The 18263-nt window shown below is 39.1% G+C and carries 19 protein-coding genes; 5 read left to right on the top strand and 14 right to left on the bottom strand.

Going from position 1 to position 18263, the window contains the following annotated elements; translation table 11 throughout:
- Window positions 1–10 precede the first annotated feature (10 nt).
- A complete protein-coding gene (locus tag HMPREF2731_RS10460; protein WP_002309384.1) occupies window positions 11–598 on the bottom strand; it encodes a hypothetical protein in 588 nt (195 codons plus the stop codon).
- Window positions 599–762: 164 nt separating this feature from the next.
- Window positions 763–2076: a GTPase ObgE gene (obgE, locus tag HMPREF2731_RS10455; protein WP_002313807.1), complete on the bottom strand. Its 1314-nt coding sequence runs from the start codon at window positions 2074–2076 to the stop codon at window positions 763–765.
- Window positions 2077–2364: 288 nt separating this feature from the next.
- On the opposite strand from obgE, the gene gap reads away from it, so the two are divergent.
- Entirely contained in the window at window positions 2365–3375 is a 1011-nt protein-coding gene (gene gap / locus HMPREF2731_RS10450) for a type I glyceraldehyde-3-phosphate dehydrogenase (RefSeq protein WP_002309387.1), read from the top strand.
- 85 nt (window positions 3376–3460) lie between these two features.
- Here gap and HMPREF2731_RS10445 read toward each other — a convergent pair whose 3' ends face one another.
- Both HMPREF2731_RS10445 and HMPREF2731_RS10440 read right to left on the bottom strand, forming a co-directional pair.
- Window positions 3461–4396: an alpha/beta hydrolase gene (locus HMPREF2731_RS10445; RefSeq protein ID WP_002313809.1), complete on the bottom strand. Its 936-nt coding sequence runs from the start codon at window positions 4394–4396 to the stop codon at window positions 3461–3463.
- Between the two features lie 162 nt (window positions 4397–4558).
- Window positions 4559–5653 carry a DUF871 domain-containing protein gene (locus HMPREF2731_RS10440; RefSeq protein WP_002313810.1) on the bottom strand — a complete coding sequence of 365 codons (1095 nt, stop codon included), beginning with the start codon at window positions 5651–5653 and terminating at the stop codon, window positions 4559–4561.
- A 188-nt stretch (window positions 5654–5841) separates the two neighbouring features.
- On the opposite strand from HMPREF2731_RS10440, the gene HMPREF2731_RS10435 reads away from it, so the two are divergent.
- On the top strand, window positions 5842–6594 hold the full coding sequence (locus HMPREF2731_RS10435) for a peptidylprolyl isomerase (RefSeq protein WP_070872916.1): 753 nt from the start codon (window positions 5842–5844) through the stop codon (window positions 6592–6594).
- 125 nt (window positions 6595–6719) lie between these two features.
- Here the strand turns inward: HMPREF2731_RS10435 and fabZ are convergent, their stop codons facing one another.
- Window positions 6720–7160: a 3-hydroxyacyl-ACP dehydratase FabZ gene (gene fabZ / locus HMPREF2731_RS10430; RefSeq protein WP_002309395.1), complete on the bottom strand. Its 441-nt coding sequence runs from the start codon at window positions 7158–7160 to the stop codon at window positions 6720–6722.
- 218 nt (window positions 7161–7378) lie between these two features.
- Between fabZ and fabI the strand changes: the two genes are divergently transcribed.
- Window positions 7379–8134: an enoyl-ACP reductase FabI gene (gene fabI / locus HMPREF2731_RS10425; RefSeq protein ID WP_002309397.1), complete on the top strand. Its 756-nt coding sequence runs from the start codon at window positions 7379–7381 to the stop codon at window positions 8132–8134.
- A 110-nt stretch (window positions 8135–8244) separates the two neighbouring features.
- Here the strand turns inward: fabI and HMPREF2731_RS10420 are convergent, their stop codons facing one another.
- Window positions 8245–9297 (bottom strand): branched-chain amino acid aminotransferase, encoded by a 1053-nt coding sequence (locus tag HMPREF2731_RS10420; protein WP_002316226.1) that lies wholly within the window; start codon window positions 9295–9297, stop codon window positions 8245–8247.
- 125 nt (window positions 9298–9422) lie between these two features.
- On the opposite strand from HMPREF2731_RS10420, the gene HMPREF2731_RS10415 reads away from it, so the two are divergent.
- A complete protein-coding gene (locus HMPREF2731_RS10415) occupies window positions 9423–10343 on the top strand; it encodes a mechanosensitive ion channel family protein (protein WP_002313813.1) in 921 nt (306 codons plus the stop codon).
- A gap of 278 nt (window positions 10344–10621) precedes the next feature.
- On the opposite strand, the gene cbpB is transcribed toward HMPREF2731_RS10415, so the two are convergent.
- The 8 genes from cbpB to HMPREF2731_RS10375 all read right to left on the bottom strand — a co-directional run bounded on the left by cbpB (window position 10622) and on the right by HMPREF2731_RS10375 (window position 16986).
- The gene (gene cbpB, locus HMPREF2731_RS10410; protein ID WP_002309404.1) at window positions 10622–11122 is read right to left on the bottom strand and encodes a cyclic-di-AMP-binding protein CbpB; all 501 of its coding nucleotides are present in this window, start codon (window positions 11120–11122) and stop codon (window positions 10622–10624) included.
- Between the two features lie 106 nt (window positions 11123–11228).
- Window positions 11229–11747, bottom strand: a complete 519-nt coding sequence (locus HMPREF2731_RS10405; RefSeq protein ID WP_002309405.1) for a metallophosphoesterase — start codon at window positions 11745–11747, stop codon at window positions 11229–11231.
- Window positions 11748–13103 (bottom strand): ribonuclease PH, encoded by a 1356-nt coding sequence (gene rph / locus HMPREF2731_RS10400; RefSeq protein WP_002309406.1) that lies wholly within the window; start codon window positions 13101–13103, stop codon window positions 11748–11750.
- A complete protein-coding gene (gene racE, locus HMPREF2731_RS10395) occupies window positions 13093–13926 on the bottom strand; it encodes a glutamate racemase (protein ID WP_002316225.1) in 834 nt (277 codons plus the stop codon). The genes rph and racE overlap by 11 nt, the downstream gene beginning before the upstream one ends.
- A gap of 161 nt (window positions 13927–14087) precedes the next feature.
- Complete coding sequence (locus HMPREF2731_RS10390) at window positions 14088–14744, bottom strand: amino acid ABC transporter permease (protein ID WP_070872914.1); 657 nt, start codon at window positions 14742–14744, stop codon at window positions 14088–14090.
- A gap of 15 nt (window positions 14745–14759) precedes the next feature.
- Entirely contained in the window at window positions 14760–15407 is a 648-nt protein-coding gene (locus HMPREF2731_RS10385) for an amino acid ABC transporter permease (RefSeq protein WP_002313814.1), read from the bottom strand.
- A 12-nt stretch (window positions 15408–15419) separates the two neighbouring features.
- Window positions 15420–16235, bottom strand: a complete 816-nt coding sequence (locus HMPREF2731_RS10380; RefSeq protein WP_002313815.1) for a transporter substrate-binding domain-containing protein — start codon at window positions 16233–16235, stop codon at window positions 15420–15422.
- A gap of 13 nt (window positions 16236–16248) precedes the next feature.
- The gene (locus HMPREF2731_RS10375) at window positions 16249–16986 is read right to left on the bottom strand and encodes an amino acid ABC transporter ATP-binding protein (protein ID WP_070872912.1); all 738 of its coding nucleotides are present in this window, start codon (window positions 16984–16986) and stop codon (window positions 16249–16251) included.
- A 253-nt stretch (window positions 16987–17239) separates the two neighbouring features.
- Here HMPREF2731_RS10375 and trpS point away from each other — a divergent pair, with 253 nt between their 5' ends.
- A complete protein-coding gene (gene trpS, locus HMPREF2731_RS10370) occupies window positions 17240–18250 on the top strand; it encodes a tryptophan--tRNA ligase (protein ID WP_002309414.1) in 1011 nt (336 codons plus the stop codon).
- Window positions 18251–18263: the final 13 nt, after the last annotated feature.

Raw genomic sequence — 18263 nt, 5'->3', positions numbered from 1 at the left:
GCTGTTTTTATTAATTTGAAGATTCGGAACTCTCATTGTCATCGGAAGATTGCGGATGTTTGTCCTCCCAAGTCTTTTGGGCAGCTTCTTTCGCCTGCTTTTCGGCTTCCTTCGCATCATGCACATCTTTTTCGACATCTTCATAATCCAAACGGGTGATTTCTCCGCCTAATTCCATCATCACTAATTGATTCAATGGACGATTGTCTTCTTCATCCGCAATCAAAATCAGTCCTGTAGCTCCTTCACCGATTTTATTTCCTACAAAGTCGAACACAGTCTGAGCATCTTTTATTTCTTTTGCATCTTGTGTCGCACCGATCATCCCTCCAGCAAACCATCCTAATAGAATCCCTAGCGGCCCACCTAATACGCCAACCAACATACCAATCAAACCACCAGTAGAAGATTTGTTATTACCAGTAAAGTCGATAAAATCTTCTATTTTGAATTGATGGGTTCCATTGGGATCATGGCTGACAACGGCCATCTGTTCTCCTTTGATCGAACGAACAGCATGGAGTTTTTTGATTTCTGAAAATGCCTGATATGCTTGGCTTTCTACTTGAAAATTTAAAATGATTACTCGCTTGCTCATTGAAAACGCCCCTTTCATACCTTCTTGTTATTTATTTTACCTTTAATTGTAAAATAAGAAAAGAAAAGCACTCTTTTCTACCTAATAAAAAAGGAGAATGGCCTCAGCCATACTCCCCTTAGATTTGAATCTATATTTTTTGGTATTTGTTTTTATTTGTTTGCCTATTCGACAAATTCAAATTCAAATTCACCGATACGGACAAGGTCGCCATCTTTCGCCCCACGTGCTCGAAGTGCCTCATCCACACCCATACCACGTAATTGACGAGCAAAACGCATTACCGTTTCATCATGATCGAAATTCGTCATTTGGAATAATTTTTCGATCTTCTCACCAGATAAGATCCACGTTGCATCTGAATCACGATTGATCTGGAACTCAGGACCTTCTGGATTGAATCCATAGTGTACAGTTTCTTCTTCCAGTTCTTCCTCGTACAATGGGAATTCTGGCGTTACTTCTAACAAGTCTGCTGTAGCATTCAATAACGCATCCAATCCTTGTCGAGTCACTCCAGAAATTGGAAATACTGGGATATCATCAGCGAATTCGTCTTCTTTTTCCTTGTTCAGCTGTTCTTTGAATTTCACTAGGTTTTCCTGTGCATCCGGCATATCCATTTTGTTAGCCACGATGATTTGCGGACGCTCTAACAAGCGTAAGTTGTAAGTAGATAATTCTTTGTTGATGGCAAGATAGTCTTCGTAAGGATCTCGTCCTTCCATCCCGCTCATATCGATCACATGTAAAATAACTCGCGTTCTTTCGATATGACGAAGGAATTGTGTACCTAGCCCAACACCTTGCGAAGCTCCTTCAATCAACCCTGGCAAGTCTGCTGCGGCAAAACTTCTGCCATCACTTGTAGTAACCATTCCCAAGTTAGGGACTAGTGTCGTGAAATGATAAGCGCCGATCTTTGGACGAGCAGATGAAATCACAGATAGCAAAGTCGATTTTCCAACAGATGGAAAGCCTACAAGCCCAACGTCTGCCAATACTTTCAATTCCAGTTCGATTTTTCGTTCTTGTCCTGGTTCCCCGTTTTCAGCAATTTCCGGTGCAGGGTTCCGAGGAGAGGCAAACCGAATATTTCCTCGTCCGCCACGTCCCCCTTTCGCCACAACTAGTGTTTGACCATTTTCAATTAAGTCTCCTAAAAGAGCACCAGTCTCTGCATCTCGGACAGTGGTTCCTTGCGGTACTTTCACATAGGTATCTTCTGAACCACGGCCGTGCATCCCTTTACTCATTCCATTTTCACCTGGCTGCGCTTTGAAATGGCGATTAAAACGAAAGTCCATCAATGTACGCAAACCTTCATCGACGACCAAGATGACATCACCGCCACGACCACCGTCTCCACCAGCCGGTCCGCCGTCAGGAACGTATTTTTCGCGACGAAATGCAACCATTCCGTCTCCGCCCTTGCCAGCTTTCACATCGATCGTTACTTGATCTAAAAACATGGACATAATTAAGTCCTCCTATTATTCAATTTATTTATTTGACTGCCTGAATTTCCACAATAAACAAAAGTCTTCCTTATTTTATCGGTGAAATCTGTTTTTGTCTATCATTTCAGCAAAAAGATTGATTGCCTTCTTCTTTTTTTATTATTTGGTAAGGTTTCCAACCATTTTTCTGCTATCGAGTATAATTTTTTGACAAAATATGCTTTGCGTAGCAGAATAACAGTGTATTAATTGTATTAATTGAGGATGCCGTTTCATAGCACCCCTAATAAAGGAGGAACTTTTGATATGACAGTAAAAGTAGGTATTAACGGATTTGGGCGTATCGGCCGTCTGGCTTTCCGCCGCATCAAAGAAGTATCAGATGATATTGAAGTAGTAGCAATCAACGACTTAACAAGTCCAACTATGTTGGCACAATTATTGCAATTTGACTCTACTCACGGTACTTATCCTGGCACAGTTACTGCAACAGAAGACTCAATCGTAGTGGATGGCGAAGCAACGCGTGTTTATGCAGAACCCGACGCAAGCAAAATCCCTTGGGTAAAAGAAAACGGTGTAGATATCGTACTAGAATGTACTGGTTTTTATACATCTGAAGAAAAAGCAAAAGCACATTTAGATGCTGGTGTCAAACGAGTAGTTATTTCTGCCCCAGCTGGTGCAATGAAAACCATCGTCTATAACGTCAATGATGATACATTAGATGAAAACGACCGAATCATCTCAGCAGGTTCATGTACAACAAACTGTTTAGCACCTATGGCTTATTTCTTGAATAATGAATTTGGGATCGAAGTTGGTACAATGACAACAGTCCATGCCTACACTTCAACCCAAATGCTGTTAGATGGACCAGTAAGAGGCGGTAATTTACGTGCTGCTCGTTCAGCTGCTGACAACACTATTCCACATTCTACTGGTGCTGCAAAAGCAATCGGCTTAGTTATCCCTGAGTTACAAGGAAAATTACAAGGACATGCGCAACGTGTTCCAGTCGTTGATGGTTCATTAACTGAATTAGTTTCAGTATTGAAAACCAAAGTAACTGCTGATCAAGTAAATGAAGCAATCAAAAAACACACAGTTGACAATCCTTCATTTGGGTATGATGACCGTCAAATCGTTTCTAGCGATGTCATTGGCACAACTCAAGGATCGATCTTTGACCCAACCCAAACAGAAGTAACAACTGCTGGCGATTTCCAACTTGTCAAAACTGTTGCATGGTATGACAATGAGTACGGATTCACTTGCCAAATGATTCGCTTACTAGAAAAATTCGCTAACTTGTAATTTAATAAATCAAACAATAAAACAAGCCTTTGACTGGATCCAGTCAAAGGCTTGTTTCTTTTTATCCTCTTGCATTTAAACTAGTTCAATGAACATATTGGCTTAAAAACTGTTGGACTACTTGCTGATACTTTTCAGGATCTGTCTTGTATGCTTCCGCATGCTCGGCTCCTTTTACAACATACTTTTCTTTTGGTCCCTTCGTTGCACGATAGACCTTATCCAACATTTCAAATGGTACAAATGTGTCTGCGTCTCCATGTATAAATAGCATTGGACGCTGGTTTTTCTTCAATTGATCCACTGCACTTGCCTCACCGAAAAAGTAGCCGGCACGGACTTTTGTCACTAGACTCGTTACTTGCATAAGCGGAAATGCTGGAAGACTAAACATATCGTCTAGCTGATACGCAAGCTCATCATGGACAGAAGAATAACCGCAATCTTCAATAATTGCTTTTACGTTATTTGGTAATTTTTCTCCGCTAGTCATCATGACAGTTGCTGCCCCCATGCTGACACCATACAGAACGATTTCTTGCGAGTTTCCATTTTCTTCTAACACTTTGTTGATCCACTGCACATAGTCTTTGCGCTCTGGCCATCCAAATCCAATATAATCCCCTTCGCTTTTTCCATGCCCTCTTGCATCAGGAACAAGGACATTGTAGCCCATATCATGGAACATCTTTGCATAATTGGTCATTGTTTCAGCATCTCCCATGTAGCCATGAGCAACTAGAGCTGTTTTTTCACTTTTCGTTTCAGCAGGAAGATAAATCGCTGATAATTTCAGACCGTCTTTCGAAGTGATTGTCCAATTTCTTCGGTTCTCTTTTGAACTAAACCACTTATGTGCATCCGTTTCTTTGGAGGTCTGTGTTGTACCTGGTGTATCTTCATCTAAAAAGTCTTTCTCAGACGGCACGACAGCATAATTATAAAAATAATTCCCTGCAAACAATAGCGCAACGATTAGAACTAGGGCAACGCCTAGAAGGATTTTCATCCAAAGTTTCATAAATTATCCATCTCATTTCTCTTTTTTCATCTAACCTTGAATTAGTATAATCAAAGAATCTCTACTATGCAATGTTCATTTTTATAACCTATAAAAAAACAAAATAAAAAAGCAGAAATAATTGGCTATTTCTAGCGGATTATTTCTGCAGCAACTCATTATCTATTTTTTATTTTCAATTAATTTAAAGCTTGACCAAGGTTTCAAAAAGTCAAGGAGGAACAGTTCGTCATCAGAAATTCTTCCTACAACATTGACCCGTCCGTCATTTTTCATGTCCTTCAAGGCGATTTGTGTTTCTCCCTTATATTGACCATACCCATCATTATCAATCAGCACATCACCATGATGCATATCTCGCGTATTATGAGGTGGAAAATCTTTTTCTTTATAATATACACGAGTCATCGTCGAACGAAGGATATACTCTGAGCGATCTCCTCGATAACTGTGGAGGTTGTCAAATAAGCAGATTCGTTCGTTTTCTGTAATCCCTTCTTCCGTATCTACTTTCAATGTTGGATAATCTGCATTAAAAGCTTCTGCCATTTCTTTCAATTCTTCTTCGCTTGCATACGCATTTCCAATAGAAATATCATCAATCAGCCCTGTAAGGATCAAATGCTTCACTTGTGTAGCAACCTCAAGGTCTCGGTGGTCTTCTAGTGTGCACAAGCCATCTTGTGTAGGCCAAGGGCCAAACTCAGCGGATTGCGAATTGACGAACGCCATCGTATTCAAATTATATTTTCTAAATTTTTCTGAACAAAAAACAAAATGGTCGTAGCCTAAACCAGAATATCGATGAGGATAAAAATTATGAGAACCTAATAAATTATCCGTGTTTGGCGAATAACTCATGATGTTGTCAACATAATTCGTGCCCGAACTCATATTGATCTCGATTTTGATACCGAAAGGATTACGCGTCATTTTTGCTTCTTCTGCTCCGGTGAACCCGATATCTAAGCGAACTCCATAGGCACCCATCTTATGGAAAAAAGATAAGTCATCGTAAGAAATCTCCAACTGTTCAAATAACGCTGGATTGATATCCACCATTACTTCCATGCCTAGGCTATTCGCATAATCAACTACTTCTTTAAATTCTGAAAGAACTTTTTCTTTGTCGTCGTTGATTTGCAGTAAACTGGTAAAAACCCGTTTATACCCATACTTATGAGCTAAATCCAAGTACGCTTTGTCCTTTTCAAATGTTGATCGTTCTGGATAAATCGAGATTCCTAATTTTCCCATATTACCATTTCCTCCTGCATCTTTTCGTTTTTGTATCCACTTACATTATAGCAAAGACAAGACAAATGGTCTACACCTTTTCTTTTTCTTTTAAAATAAATGATAAATTCCAATAATTTAAGTAGGTATTTCTCCTCTATTTTGTTATCATTAAAGATAACAAAATAGTAAATTGGAAAGGAATAGTTATGAAGAAAAATAAAGTTATTTTAAGTATTAGTTTAGCTGCAGCATTATTGTTTGCTGGTTGTTCCGCAAACAGTACGACTTCTCCTAATTCATCCGCTGAAAGTTCAAAGAGTACATCCACTGCGGAAAGTACAACTGCCAGTAGTGTCGATTTGAATGCATTGGAATTGCCACAATTGACGAAAGATGTAGCTGAAAATGAAGATTTGGTCGAAATGGTGACAAATAAAGGCACAATCAAAATCAAATTATTCCCTGAATATGCACCTAAAGCAGTTGAAAACTTTATGACACACGCAAAAGATGGTTACTATAATGGCTTGACTTTTCACCGCGTCATCAAAGATTTCATGATCCAAGGCGGCGATCCTAAAGGCGATGGCACTGGAGGCGAAAGCATTTGGGGAGAAGGATTTGAGACAGAGATTAACAACCACCTTTACAATATAAGAGGTGCGTTATCTATGGCTCGCTCACAAGATCCTAATAGTAACGGCAGCCAGTTCTTTATCGTTCAAAATTCAGATGACATGCATGATGGTCTTTTAAAAGATGATTACCCTCAAGCGATTATCGATGCTTATAAAAACGGCGGTTATCCTTCCCTTGATGGTCAGTACACTGTCTTCGGTCAAGTGATTGAAGGAATGGATGTCGTGGATGCTATTGCAAATGTCGAAACAGATAGTTCAGACAAACCAAAAGAAGAAGTAAAAATTGATAAAATCAATATACTGCAAGAAGCAAAATAAACAGAACATAAAAATAACGTCTGAATCTAGCAAATATGACAAAATGTGCTAGATTCAGACGTCTTCTTTTTACATAAAAAAGCAGGTAAGCATCCTTCTATTTTTCTATAACAACTTTTTTATGATCAAGCATTTTGGTTGACGATGAACGTGAATTCACACTCACAGACTTTTTTATCATCTACATATGCTGCAGATAACGCTGTACCGACTGACCCCTTCATTTTGGTGATTTCAAAATGACATTTCAGTACATCTCCTGGAACAACTTTTTGACGGAATTTGGCCTTATTGATTCCACCTATATAAGCTCGTTTTCCTAGGAACTCTTCTGATTTTAGGATAAGAATCGAACCTGCTTGTGCCAGTGTTTCTAGGATCAACGCACCCGGCATCACTGGATTGTCAGGAAAGTGACCTTGGAAAAAATCTTCATTGATCGTTACATTTTTTGTCGCCACGATCTTTTTTCCTGGTTCTAATGTATCTACATAATCAATATAACAAATAGGATAACGATTAGGGATCAAGTCCATTACTTCAGTAGCAGATAATACGTAAGACATAACTAAACTCCTTCTTTCAGGCAATTGCCATTTTCATTACTTTGACTATCAAAGTATCATATTCCTAAATATTTAGCAATCTTTTTTTAATTTAAGAAAAAATAGTTTGACAATCAAAACATTTTGACTAATAATTAAGAAATCAAGAAGTTATTTTAGCTATTATTTTCTATTTTTTACGACTATCAAATTTTTATCAGAAACAAAGGAGAGTCATTATGTCATTTCTAGAAGGAAAAAAAATCGTCATCATGGGCGTCGCTAACAAAAAAAGCATTGCTTGGGGGTGCGCTGAAGCAATGTTGAAACAAGGGGCAGAGATTATCTATACTTACCAAAATGAACGAATGAAAAAATCATTAGTCAAATTGGTCGGCGAAGAAGCATTCACTGTAGAATGTGATGTTTCTAGCGACGAAAGCATCGAAAAAGCAATGAATGCCATCGGTGAATATGCTGGAGAGATCCACGGCCTTGTCCATGCAGTTGCTTACGCCAACAAAGAAGAATTGTCTGGAAATGTGTCTGATATTTCCAGAGACGGCTATCAATTAGCTCAAGATATCAGTAGCTACTCTTTGATTGCTGTATCAAAATACGCACAACCGTTTCTTGCACCAAATAGCGGAATCGTTAGCATGACTTATCTAGGTTCAGAGCGCGCAATCCCGAATTATAACATGATGGGTATCGCGAAAGCTTCTCTTGAAGCAGCTATCCGTTATTTGGCAGCTGAATTTTCACCTAAAGGCATCCGAGTCAATGGTATTTCAGCTGGAGCAATCAAAACATTAGCTGTTACAGGGGTTAAAGACTATCAAAAACTGATCCAGTTATCTGAATCTCGTACGCCTGATCAGCAAGGTGTAACGATCGAAGAAGTCGGTAATGTTTGTGCTTTCTTGATTAGTCCTCTTTCCAGCGGAATCATCGGTGATATTATCTACGTTGACAAAGGTGTCCATCTTTCATAACCCTTTTGTTGCATTCTTTAAAGTAAAACATATAAAAATCAGGAAAAAACTTTTTAAAGTCTCTTCCTGATTTTTTCTTTTTTACGTTTTTTCAACTTATTACTTTGAAATTATTCCACGACTTCAATCCAGCCTTCTGGTGCTTCTATGTCCCCGAATTGAATACCTGTCAATTCATCATACAACCGCTTGGTTACTGGTCCTACTTCCGTTTCGCTATAAAATACATGCAGGTTGTTATTGTGATAAATCCCGCCGATTGGAGAAATAACAGCCGCTGTACCACATGCACCAGCTTCTGCAAATTGATCTAGATCATCAATGAAAATATCTCCTTCTATTGCTTGAAGTCCTAGTCGTTCTTCAGCTAATTGCAGCAAAGAATATTTCGTGATACTTGGTAAGATAGATGGCGATTGCGGGGTGATGAATTTTCCGTCTTTCGTAATCCCAAAGAAATTTGCTGCCCCTACTTCTTCGATTTTCGTGTGTGTGGCTGGATCAAGATAAACACAATCTGAGTAATCCAGTTCTTTTGCTTCTGTTCCTGGAAGTAAACTTGCTGCGTAATTTCCGCCGACTTTTGCTGCGCCAGTTCCCTTAGGAGCAGCACGATCGTAATCAGATACAATAAAGTTCGTTGGTTTTAGCCCACCTTTGAAATACGCTCCTACTGGCGTACAGAAGACGACAAATAAGTATTCTGGAGCAGGATGGACACCGATGTTTTCACCGACCCCAATCAGTAAAGGACGCAAGTATAATGTAGCGCCTGTTCCATACGGAGGCACGAAAGCTTCATTTGCTTTTACCACTTGCTTAACAGCATCAACGAACATTTTTTCAGGGACCATCGGCATCAGCAAGCGTCTAGCACTTTGATTCATCCGACGACTATTTTGTTCAGGTCGAAAGAGATTGACCTTCCCGTCTTTTCGACGATAAGCTTTTAGACCTTCAAAACATTGCTGACCATAATGAAGCGCTGGAGAGCCTTCATGAATCGTCAGGTAATTATCTTCTGTCAATTCCCCTTCTTCCCATTGTCCGTCTTTCCATTTGGCAATGAAACGCCAAGGAGTTTTGATATAAGAAAATCCTAAATTATTCCAATCGATTTGCATATATTTACCACCTTCGTTATTTTCTCCACATTTTATCATTATCCATATTGTTTGTCATTTTATTTTCAGCTTTTTTCCTTCATTATAGTTATTTTTGCTATTTCCTTTTTTGAAAACTTCTTGGTACAATACAGAAAGAATCAAATTTTAGAAAAGAGGATTTTATGTTTTCATTATTAGCAACTGCCGGTACGACAGACTCTTCTGGCGAGACATTGACAGATCAAGCTGTCAGCAAAGTAAATGCGTTTCAGCGGTTTTGGGACGGGATTGATTGGGACGCTATTTTGGCTGCCTTTATCCAAAAAAGTTTATATCTGGTTTTTTTGATCATCCTTTTTTGGATTCTTCACCGTGTGGGAAAATATCTGATTGATAAGTCTTTTAATCAGTATTCTAAAAAAGCCATTCTAAACGAGAGCCGCTTAAAGACTTTACATAGTCTTTTAAATACTATTTTTCATTATACCCTTGGTTTCTTCTTTATCTATGCAATTTTATCTGCTATCGGTGTACCGATCGGATCACTTTTGGCTGGTGCCGGAATTGCAGGTGTGGCGATCGGTCTTGGTGCCCAAGGGTTCATGAGTGATGTTATTACCGGATTTTTTATTATCATGGAACAACAGATGGATGTTGGAGACTACATCAAGTTAGCAAACTTAACGATTGAAGGAACCGTCGTATCTGTTGGTATCCGTACCCTTCAGCTAAAAGCAACGGATGGTACTGTCCATTTCATCCCGAATCGAAACATCACCACGATCAGCAATCTTTCTCGTGCAAATATGCAAGTACTTTTAGATATCCGGATCGTTCCTGAAGAAGGATATGACAAAATCTATGAGATCATTGATCGAGTAAATCATACATTAGCTGAAAAATACCAAGAAGAGCTTCAAACTGAACCTTCCATATTTGGTTTAGTGGATCTTGGTAATAGTAATTTTGCTATTCGTACGGTCTGCTACGCATTGAACGGAAAACAATATGCCTTAAAAGAAGAGTTTTTGAGCTCCTATGTCAAAGAATTGACAGCTTCTGGGTTCACGATTCCGAACAGTCCAATTGCTGTCGGAAAATAATTTGGTCAAACGATGCAACGGATCTCACTAAAAAGAGCGTGGGACAAAAGTAAAGAACACTTTTGTCCCACGCTCTAAACACGTATAAACGGCGGAAGTAGAAGCAAATTCTTCGGAAATAGCTGAAATTCACAAAAATTTGAAAAGCAATTTTCGTGAATTTCTTCTTATTTCTTGGAGTTAAACGCTTCTGTCCCAGCCTCTTTTTCAAGATAAAGTCAAAACTGGTACGCTTTTGTTTCTACTTATTTTTTGATTATCTTTCAGTTTCTCGTTCTTTAGCTCACAATATCGATTTGTTCTTTTAATTCTTCGATTTTTGGAGACAATATATTGCGACGTTCTAATTCATGCACCATGAAGTTTACGGCTTTAAGCAGCTCTTTCCTTGTGATGATTCCTTTGAAAACCCGTTCTTCTGTGACAACCGGTAAAAAAGGCGAATCAACTAACAAATGGAGTACTTCTTCTAGTTCCCAATTTTCATCAATCGTCGGAACATCCGTTTCTGTTACATCAGCAACTGTTAGTCCTTCTAAGGGATCCATGCTGATTGTTTGCAAGTCAATCATTTTATTGACCACATCTGATAAACTTACTAGTCCTACAAAGTGATCATCTTTTCCTAATACAGGAATTTTGGAATAACCGACCTTCGATAAGACAAGTAAACCATGGGATAATGGATGATGATACATAACATTTGCCACATTTTCTGCAGGAATCAAAAACGTTTCCTGATTTTCCAGCAGCATTTCTCTTACTATAGGTCCAATCATCTGATGGCCTCCATTTCTATTTCATTCAACACTACTATTTTACCGAAACCGGATGCAAAATTCACAAAATAAAGCTTATTTTTATTAAAAATTAGAGTTTTTTTATTCAGCGCTCTCTCGAAAAAGAAAAGGCCAACTCTTCAACTGCCTGATGGGCACGGTTATAGTATTGAACAGAAATTTGGTCATCTAAACTTTCAATAAGAGCATATGATGGGATTTGGATCGGGCCTCTAGGTTGAGAAATGCTTCCAGGATTCAAAAATAGGATTTTCTGATCCATCTCACAGCCTATTTGATGGGTATGACCAAAAAATACCATATCGGCATTTGCAGCTCGAGCTTCGATTGCTAACTGTGTCAAACCAAATCGGACATTCGATAAATGACCATGAGTCATGAATACTGTATCCTGACCAGTTTGGATCACTTTTTTCTGTTCGAATCCTGGTCCATAATCACAATTACCTTGAACCACTTGGAATGTATCCCATAATGGGTCAGAAGCTTCTAATTCCGAATCACCACAATGGAAAAAGATATCCACTTCAGAACGATAGCGATCTACTAAGTCAACGAGGATATCTCTGTCCCCATGATTATCACTTACTACTAAATACCGCATCTATCTCTCTCCTTCCAGCCATTGTTTCCACTCGGCACTCAATTTTTTCATTGCTTGAGCCCGATGACTGATCTTGTTTTTTTCTTCGCTCGATAATTCTGCTGCTGTTTGTTTCTTACCTTCTGGGATAAATAAAGGATCATACCCAAAGCCGTTTTCGCCAGATGGTATACGGGCTACTCGACCGGGCCATTCCGCTTCTACTACAAGGCTATCTTTTTTTGGTGCCGCGAATACTAGTGTACAATGGAATTGTGCTGTTCTTTTTTCATCTGGTACATCTGTCAATTCATATAATAATTTGGCGTTATTCCCCGCATCACTTTTTTGTTCCCCTGCAAAACGTGCAGAATAGATTCCTGGCATACCGCCTAATGCATCCACTTTCAAACCTGAATCATCTGCTAAGACTGGTTGATCAAGTAATTGTGCAATCGTTTCTGCTTTTAATCGGGCATTTTCTTCAAATGTGCTGCCAGTTTCTTCTACATCTGGCAATTCAGGATAGTCAAGTAATGTTTTTACATGATATCCCGCTTCTTTGAACATATTTCGAAACTCTTCTGCTTTTCCTGGATTTCTTGTCGCAATGATGATTGTTTTTGTTTCTTCTATCCGCTCATTATCTTGAGCAAATTCTGTTAGCAAAGCATGTTTTTGCTCTTTGATCAAATCTTCAATCGCGTTTTTTCCAAAAAAGAGCATTTCATTCAACTGTTCTCCATCAAACGTTGCTTCTTCTCCAGTTCCTTGAATCTCCACGAATTTTCCTGATTCTGTCATCACGAGATTCATATCTACAAGTGCTGCGGAATCTTCTTGATAGTCCAAATCTGTCACGCAAGTCCCATCCGGCAAGATCCCTACGCTAACTGCAGCAAGATGCTCTTTAATTGGATCTTCTGACAATTCCTTTTCTCTTAAAAGCTTTTCAATTGCTAGTCTCAACGCGACGAATGCCCCAGTGATGCTAGCTGTTCTAGTTCCGCCATCCGCTTGGATCACATCGCAGTCTATGATGATACTACGCTCTCCCAGCTTTTCCAAGTCTATTACTGCACGCAAGGAGCGACCAATAAGACGCTGGATTTCCATTGTTCTACCAGAAAGTTTCCCTTTGCTGCTTTCTCTACGATTTCTCGTACTCGTTGCTCGAGGTAGCATACTGTATTCAGCAGTTACCCACCCTGTTCCTGTTTCTCTCAAAAAGGGCGGTACAGAATCCTCTACTGTTGCAGAACAAATAACTGTTGTATCACCAAAACGGATCACAACCGATCCCTCTGGATATTTGAAAACATTTGTTTGAAGCTCCAGTTTACGAAGCTCTTGGGCTTTTCTCCCGTCATGACGCATCCTTATTTCCTCCTAATTCAATATGATCTACATTTAGGTGTCCGATTCCAAGCCAGTCTTCGGCTATTTCTTGGAAAAGTTTAGCAGATCCTGTTGTATAAAACTGACATAATGTCCGTCCATTTTGCGGTGAATTGCTCAAATTGAAATAATCGAGTAGCATAGATACTTCACCTACTGTTTCTGCTCCAGAATCGATCAGTTGAACATTTTCACCCACTACATTTTGAATGATGGGGCGTAATAATGGATAATGGGTGCATCCCAAAATCAATGTATCGATTTTTTTAGTCGTTAACGGAGCTAATGTTTCTGCCACGATTTTTTTTGCCACAGATGAATGGTATTCATTACTTTCGACAACTGAAACAAATTTGGGACAAGCAAGACTTGTCACAGTCAATTCTGGCACTTTCTCTTTCAGTGCTTTTTCATAAGCTTGACTTTTTACCGTACCAATCGTACCGATAATGCCAACTTGTTTATTTTGTGTTTTTTTTACTGCCGCTCTTGTACCGGGAAGGATCACACCGATGACTGGAATAGAAAGAGCAGCTTTGATTTCTTCTAAAGCAACCGCAGTTGCGGTATTGCAAGCAATCACTAGCATCTTGATTCCTTGCTCCACCAGATAATCCGTCATTTCCCAAGTATACTGGATTACCTGTTCCGCGGGTCTAGGGCCATATGGGCAGCGTGCTGTGTCTCCTACAAATAAAATATTTTCATTCGGTAATTGTTTCAGGGCTTCTTTTACTACAGTCAAGCCGCCGACACCTGAATCAATAAATCCGATAGGGCGATTATCTGTCAATCGTATCATCCTTTTTTTCAATAAATTCTATCCTCCCTATTGTGTACTTTTTAGCGTGAATTTTCAAGTGCTCTCACTTGCTTAAAACAATCAAACTCTCTTTTTTTCGAATGGAAAGAGGAAAAGCGGTTGTGACTTTAGTCTGCCACAACCGCTAAAAGAATCATCTATTAATAACTGTACCGTCTCTTTTCCAAGTAACCGGAAAGCAGAGAAAGCGCGTAACACACCACGAAATACATAAGTGTCATGATGATGAACATCGGAAGCACATAATTGGTATTCTGTCCATAAATAATACGTGCTTGATGAGAAAGTTCAGGTAAAGAAATGATTACTGCTAATGAAGTATCTTTAATCAGTGAAATCAATTGGCTCACAATTGCCGGAATCATTGATTTGAATGCTTGCGGCAAGACGATCGTCCGCATCGTTTCTACATAAGTCAGTCCTGTTGACAATCCTGCCTCCATCTGCCCTTTCGGAACAGCATTAAGTCCTGCTCGGAAAATCTCCGACAGCATAGCTGATTCAAAGATCGTCAATGCTGCAACAGTGGACCAGAAGATGTTCATCTGAATACCAATCTGAGGCAAGGCAAAATAAGTGAAGAAAATGATCAATAATAATGGAAGATTTCGTATGATATCGATCACAATACCAAGGATTTTGGACAAGAAAGGGATGTTCGCAAAACGAATCACACCTGCCAGACCACCAATCAAGAAACTGAAAATGATCGAAAACAATGAAACTTCAACAGTAACCTTTAATCCTTCCAATAAAAAACGGACATTCATCCATGAAAAAGCGCCGCTAAAATCCATGTATTTCCCCTCCTTCTATGAACGAACCGCCCATTTTTTCTCAAGATAAACCATTAAGTAAGATAACGGCAGCGTAATAACTAAGTAAAATAACCCAACGATGATATACGTATCGAAGGTATTGAATGTTTCACTGGCGATCAAGTCTCCTTGATACATCAAATCCAAACCAGCTACGATTGCTAAAATAGACGAGTTTTTCACAAGATTAATAAATTGGTTGCCTAATGGCGGAATAACGATTTTGAATGCTTGCGGCAAAACAATATAACGCATAATTTCTGGATAGGTAAATCCAGAAGACAATCCTGCTTCTGTTTGGCCTTTTGGTACGGTTTGAATCCCTGAACGTACCGTTTCAGCAATAAAAGCGGATGTATAGATAGTCAATCCAATCGTCCCAGCTTGAAATCCGTCTAGATTAAACCAATAAATCGGTACGACAACATAAAAAAACATCACGATAATCAATAATGGAATGTTTCTAAAAAATTCTACATATGCCTTTGCTAAGGCACTCACTATTTTATTCTTTGATAATTGGAAGATTGCCATCAACGTTCCGATAATCAAACTAAACACAAGTGCTAAGACACTCGAAAACAATGTGATCTTGAACCCGTCGACAAAGATTGGTCCATAAGTCTGTATCAATTCGCTCATTGCCTCTCCCCCTTACTCTACTTTTCCTTCAGTTTCATTTGGAAACCATTTTTGATAGATTTTATCGTATGTGCCATCTGCATGCATTTCCTCTAGCGCCTGGTTAACAGCTTTCAAGAAGTTTTCTTGTCCTTTGTTGATTGCAATTCCATAAGGTTCATTAGTAAACGTTCCGCCGACTAATTCGTACTCTGGATTTTCATCTGCAATCCCTAACAAGATCGCATTATCCGTAGTCATCGCATCTCCCTGGCCAGATTGTAAGGCAGTAAATGCTTCTGCATAATTTTCCAATTCCAGAATGTTTGCATCTGGTGCATGCTGTCGGATATTCGCAGCCGACGTAGAACCTTTGACTGCTAGAACTGTTGTAGAAGCATTCAAATCATCTACACTTTTGATTCGGCTTCCCTTCTTTACCAACAAAGCTTGGCCAGCATCGAAATAGACATCTGAAAAATCGACTTGTTTTTTTCGTTCATCTGTGATCGTCATCGTCGCAATGATTGCATCGATGTTTCCGTTTTTCAATAACGGGATCCGCGTTTTAGAAGTGACTTCAACAAATTCCGCTTTTCCATTTTCACCAAGGATCTTTTCAGTGATAGCTTTTGCAATATCTACATCAAATCCTTGTACGGTTCTGCTCTCAATATCCATCATTCCAAATAATCGAGTATCATATTTGACACCCCAGATGATTTCATTGGTAGATTTGCTTCGCTCTAAAATATCTTCATTTGCCAACCCATTTCCTTTACATCCGGCTAGTGCAAGAAAAGCAATGCCTAAAAGGAAAATCAGGCGTATCTTTTTAAACCTGCGCATCTTTTTCCTCCTATCAATGATTGATAACTTTACTGATAAATTGCTGTGCTCGGAATTCATTTGGATTTTCGAAAAAGTCTCTCACATTTCTGCTATCTTCCAATACTTCTCCGTCAGCCATGAAGATGACACGATCCGCAACTTCTTTGGCAAAGCCCATTTCATGCGTCACGACAATCATTGACATACCATCATGCGCCAATTTTTTCATGACGTCCAATACATCACCAATCATTTCCGGATCCAAAGCAGAAGTAGGTTCATCAAACAGGAGCATCTCAGGATTCATCGCTAAACCTCTGGCGATTGCCACCCGTTGCTGTTGTCCACCGGATAACATGGAAGGATAAGAATCTTTCTTATCTAACATATTGACAGTTTTCAGAAATTTCTCCGCGTTTTTGATTGCAGTTGCCTGGTCTTGCTTTAACACTTTGATTGGTGCTAATGTAATATTTTCCAGAACGGTTTTATTAGGATACAAATTGAAATGCTGGAAAACCATGCCGATATTCTTTCGGACTTCTGTCAATTTTGTCCTTTTATCATGCAAGTCAGCATCATTAATTAGTAGCTTGCCTGAAGAAATCGTCTCTAATCCATTGATACAGCGAAGCATCGTGCTCTTTCCTGAACCAGAAGGACCAATGACAACGACAACTTCTCCTTTCTCGAATTCGAGATTGATATTTTTTAATGCGTGGAACTTGCCATAATATTTATCCACGTGATCAAATTTAATCATTGCCATAGAATTACACTCCCATTATTATTTAGTAAGATTTCTTTTAAAGATGTATAATAAAATACATTATATCTGATAGTTTAGTAATTTGTAAAGTTTCTTAGAACGTTTATTCTCCCATAAATATTTCTTTCATTTCTAATCTATTAGTTATTTTATCCTCTTTCCTTGTTTTTTCCTTAGGAACTGTTGTTTCTTGTCAGGAAAAACGGTAAGATATTAAGTGCTCAGACTTACAAATCGTAAAGAGGTGTCTTTTTTGAAAAATATTATTTTAACGGGAGATCGACCAACTGGGAAGCTGCATTTAGGGCATTACGTCGGTTCTCTAAAAACCCGAGTGGCTATGCAAGCAGATGAAGACAACCAACTGTTTGTCATGATTGCTGACATGCAAGCACTGACCGATAATGCTAAAAATCCTGAGAAGGTTTCATCCAATGTCTTGCAAGTTGCTTTAGACTATTTAGCCGTGGGATTAGATCCTGCAAAATCTACTTTATTTATCCAATCACAAATTCCGGAATTAGCTGAGTTAACCATGTATTATTTGAACTTGGTCAGCGTAGGACGCGTTCGTCGCAATCCGACTGTCAAAACAGAAATCGAACAAAAGAAATTCGGTGAAAGCGTGCCTACAGGATTTTTTATCTATCCTGTTTCTCAAGCAGCAGATATCACTGCATTCAAAGCGAATCTCGTTCCTGTTGGCGAGGATCAAAAACCAATGCTAGAGCAGACACAGGAAATTGTACAAAGCTTCAATCATACATATGGTGAAGTCTTGGTGGAACCAAAAGGCGTATTCCCACCAAAAGGAATGGGTAGATTACCTGGAATCGATGGAAATGGCAAAATGAGTAAATCGTTAGGAAACGGTATTTATATCTCCGATCCTGCCGATGTCTTAAAGAAAAAAGTCATGAGTATGTATACTGATCCAAACCACATCCATGTACAAGACCCTGGACAAGTAGAAGGGAATATGGTCTTCACCTACTTGGATGTATTCGGAACAGATAAAGAAGCAATTGAAGAAATGAAAGCTCATTACCGCCGCGGCGGACTTGGTGATGTAAAGATCAAACGATACCTCATTGATGTATTGGAAGCTGAATTTGCACCGATCCGCGCGCGCCGAGAAGAATTGGAAAAAGATCCTTCAGCTGTTATGGAAATCTTACGTAAAGGTAGTGAAGAAGCTGCTAAAGTAGCTGCACAAACACTTTCTGAAGTAAAATCAGCAATGGGGATCAATTACTTCCATTAATACACCGGTGAAT

The sequence above is a fragment of the Enterococcus sp. HMSC072F02 genome (assembly GCF_001837725.1).
GTDB classification, from domain to species: Bacteria; Bacillota; Bacilli; order Lactobacillales; family Enterococcaceae; genus Enterococcus_B; species Enterococcus_B lactis.
This window is presented reverse-complemented; position numbering and strand designations above follow the sequence as displayed.

Bases quoted from the DNA above. Each gene is read 5' to 3' on its own strand.
- HMPREF2731_RS10460 (WP_002309384.1), bottom strand. From the start codon at position 598: ATGAGCAAGCGAGTAATCATTTTAAATTTTCAAGTAGAAAGCCAAGCA.
- obgE (WP_002313807.1), bottom strand. From the start codon at position 2,076: ATGTCCATGTTTTTAGATCAAGTAACGATCGATGTGAAAGCTGGCAAG.
- gap (WP_002309387.1), top strand. From the start codon at position 2,365: ATGACAGTAAAAGTAGGTATTAACGGATTTGGGCGTATCGGCCGTCTG.
- HMPREF2731_RS10445 (WP_002313809.1), bottom strand. From the start codon at position 4,396: ATGAAACTTTGGATGAAAATCCTTCTAGGCGTTGCCCTAGTTCTAATC.
- HMPREF2731_RS10440 (WP_002313810.1), bottom strand. From the start codon at position 5,653: ATGGGAAAATTAGGAATCTCGATTTATCCAGAACGATCAACATTTGAA.
- HMPREF2731_RS10435 (WP_070872916.1), top strand. From the start codon at position 5,842: ATGAAGAAAAATAAAGTTATTTTAAGTATTAGTTTAGCTGCAGCATTA.
- fabZ (WP_002309395.1), bottom strand. From the start codon at position 7,160: ATGTCTTACGTATTATCTGCTACTGAAGTAATGGACTTGATCCCTAAT.
- fabI (WP_002309397.1), top strand. From the start codon at position 7,379: ATGTCATTTCTAGAAGGAAAAAAAATCGTCATCATGGGCGTCGCTAAC.
- HMPREF2731_RS10420 (WP_002316226.1), bottom strand. From the start codon at position 9,297: ATGATAAAATGTGGAGAAAATAACGAAGGTGGTAAATATATGCAAATC.
- HMPREF2731_RS10415 (WP_002313813.1), top strand. From the start codon at position 9,423: ATGTTTTCATTATTAGCAACTGCCGGTACGACAGACTCTTCTGGCGAG.
- cbpB (WP_002309404.1), bottom strand. From the start codon at position 11,122: ATGATTGGACCTATAGTAAGAGAAATGCTGCTGGAAAATCAGGAAACG.
- HMPREF2731_RS10405 (WP_002309405.1), bottom strand. From the start codon at position 11,747: ATGCGGTATTTAGTAGTAAGTGATAATCATGGGGACAGAGATATCCTC.
- rph (WP_002309406.1), bottom strand. From the start codon at position 13,103: ATGCGTCATGACGGGAGAAAAGCCCAAGAGCTTCGTAAACTGGAGCTT.
- racE (WP_002316225.1), bottom strand. From the start codon at position 13,926: ATGATACGATTGACAGATAATCGCCCTATCGGATTTATTGATTCAGGT.
- HMPREF2731_RS10390 (WP_070872914.1), bottom strand. From the start codon at position 14,744: ATGGATTTTAGCGGCGCTTTTTCATGGATGAATGTCCGTTTTTTATTG.
- HMPREF2731_RS10385 (WP_002313814.1), bottom strand. From the start codon at position 15,407: ATGAGCGAATTGATACAGACTTATGGACCAATCTTTGTCGACGGGTTC.
- HMPREF2731_RS10380 (WP_002313815.1), bottom strand. From the start codon at position 16,235: ATGCGCAGGTTTAAAAAGATACGCCTGATTTTCCTTTTAGGCATTGCT.
- HMPREF2731_RS10375 (WP_070872912.1), bottom strand. From the start codon at position 16,986: ATGGCAATGATTAAATTTGATCACGTGGATAAATATTATGGCAAGTTC.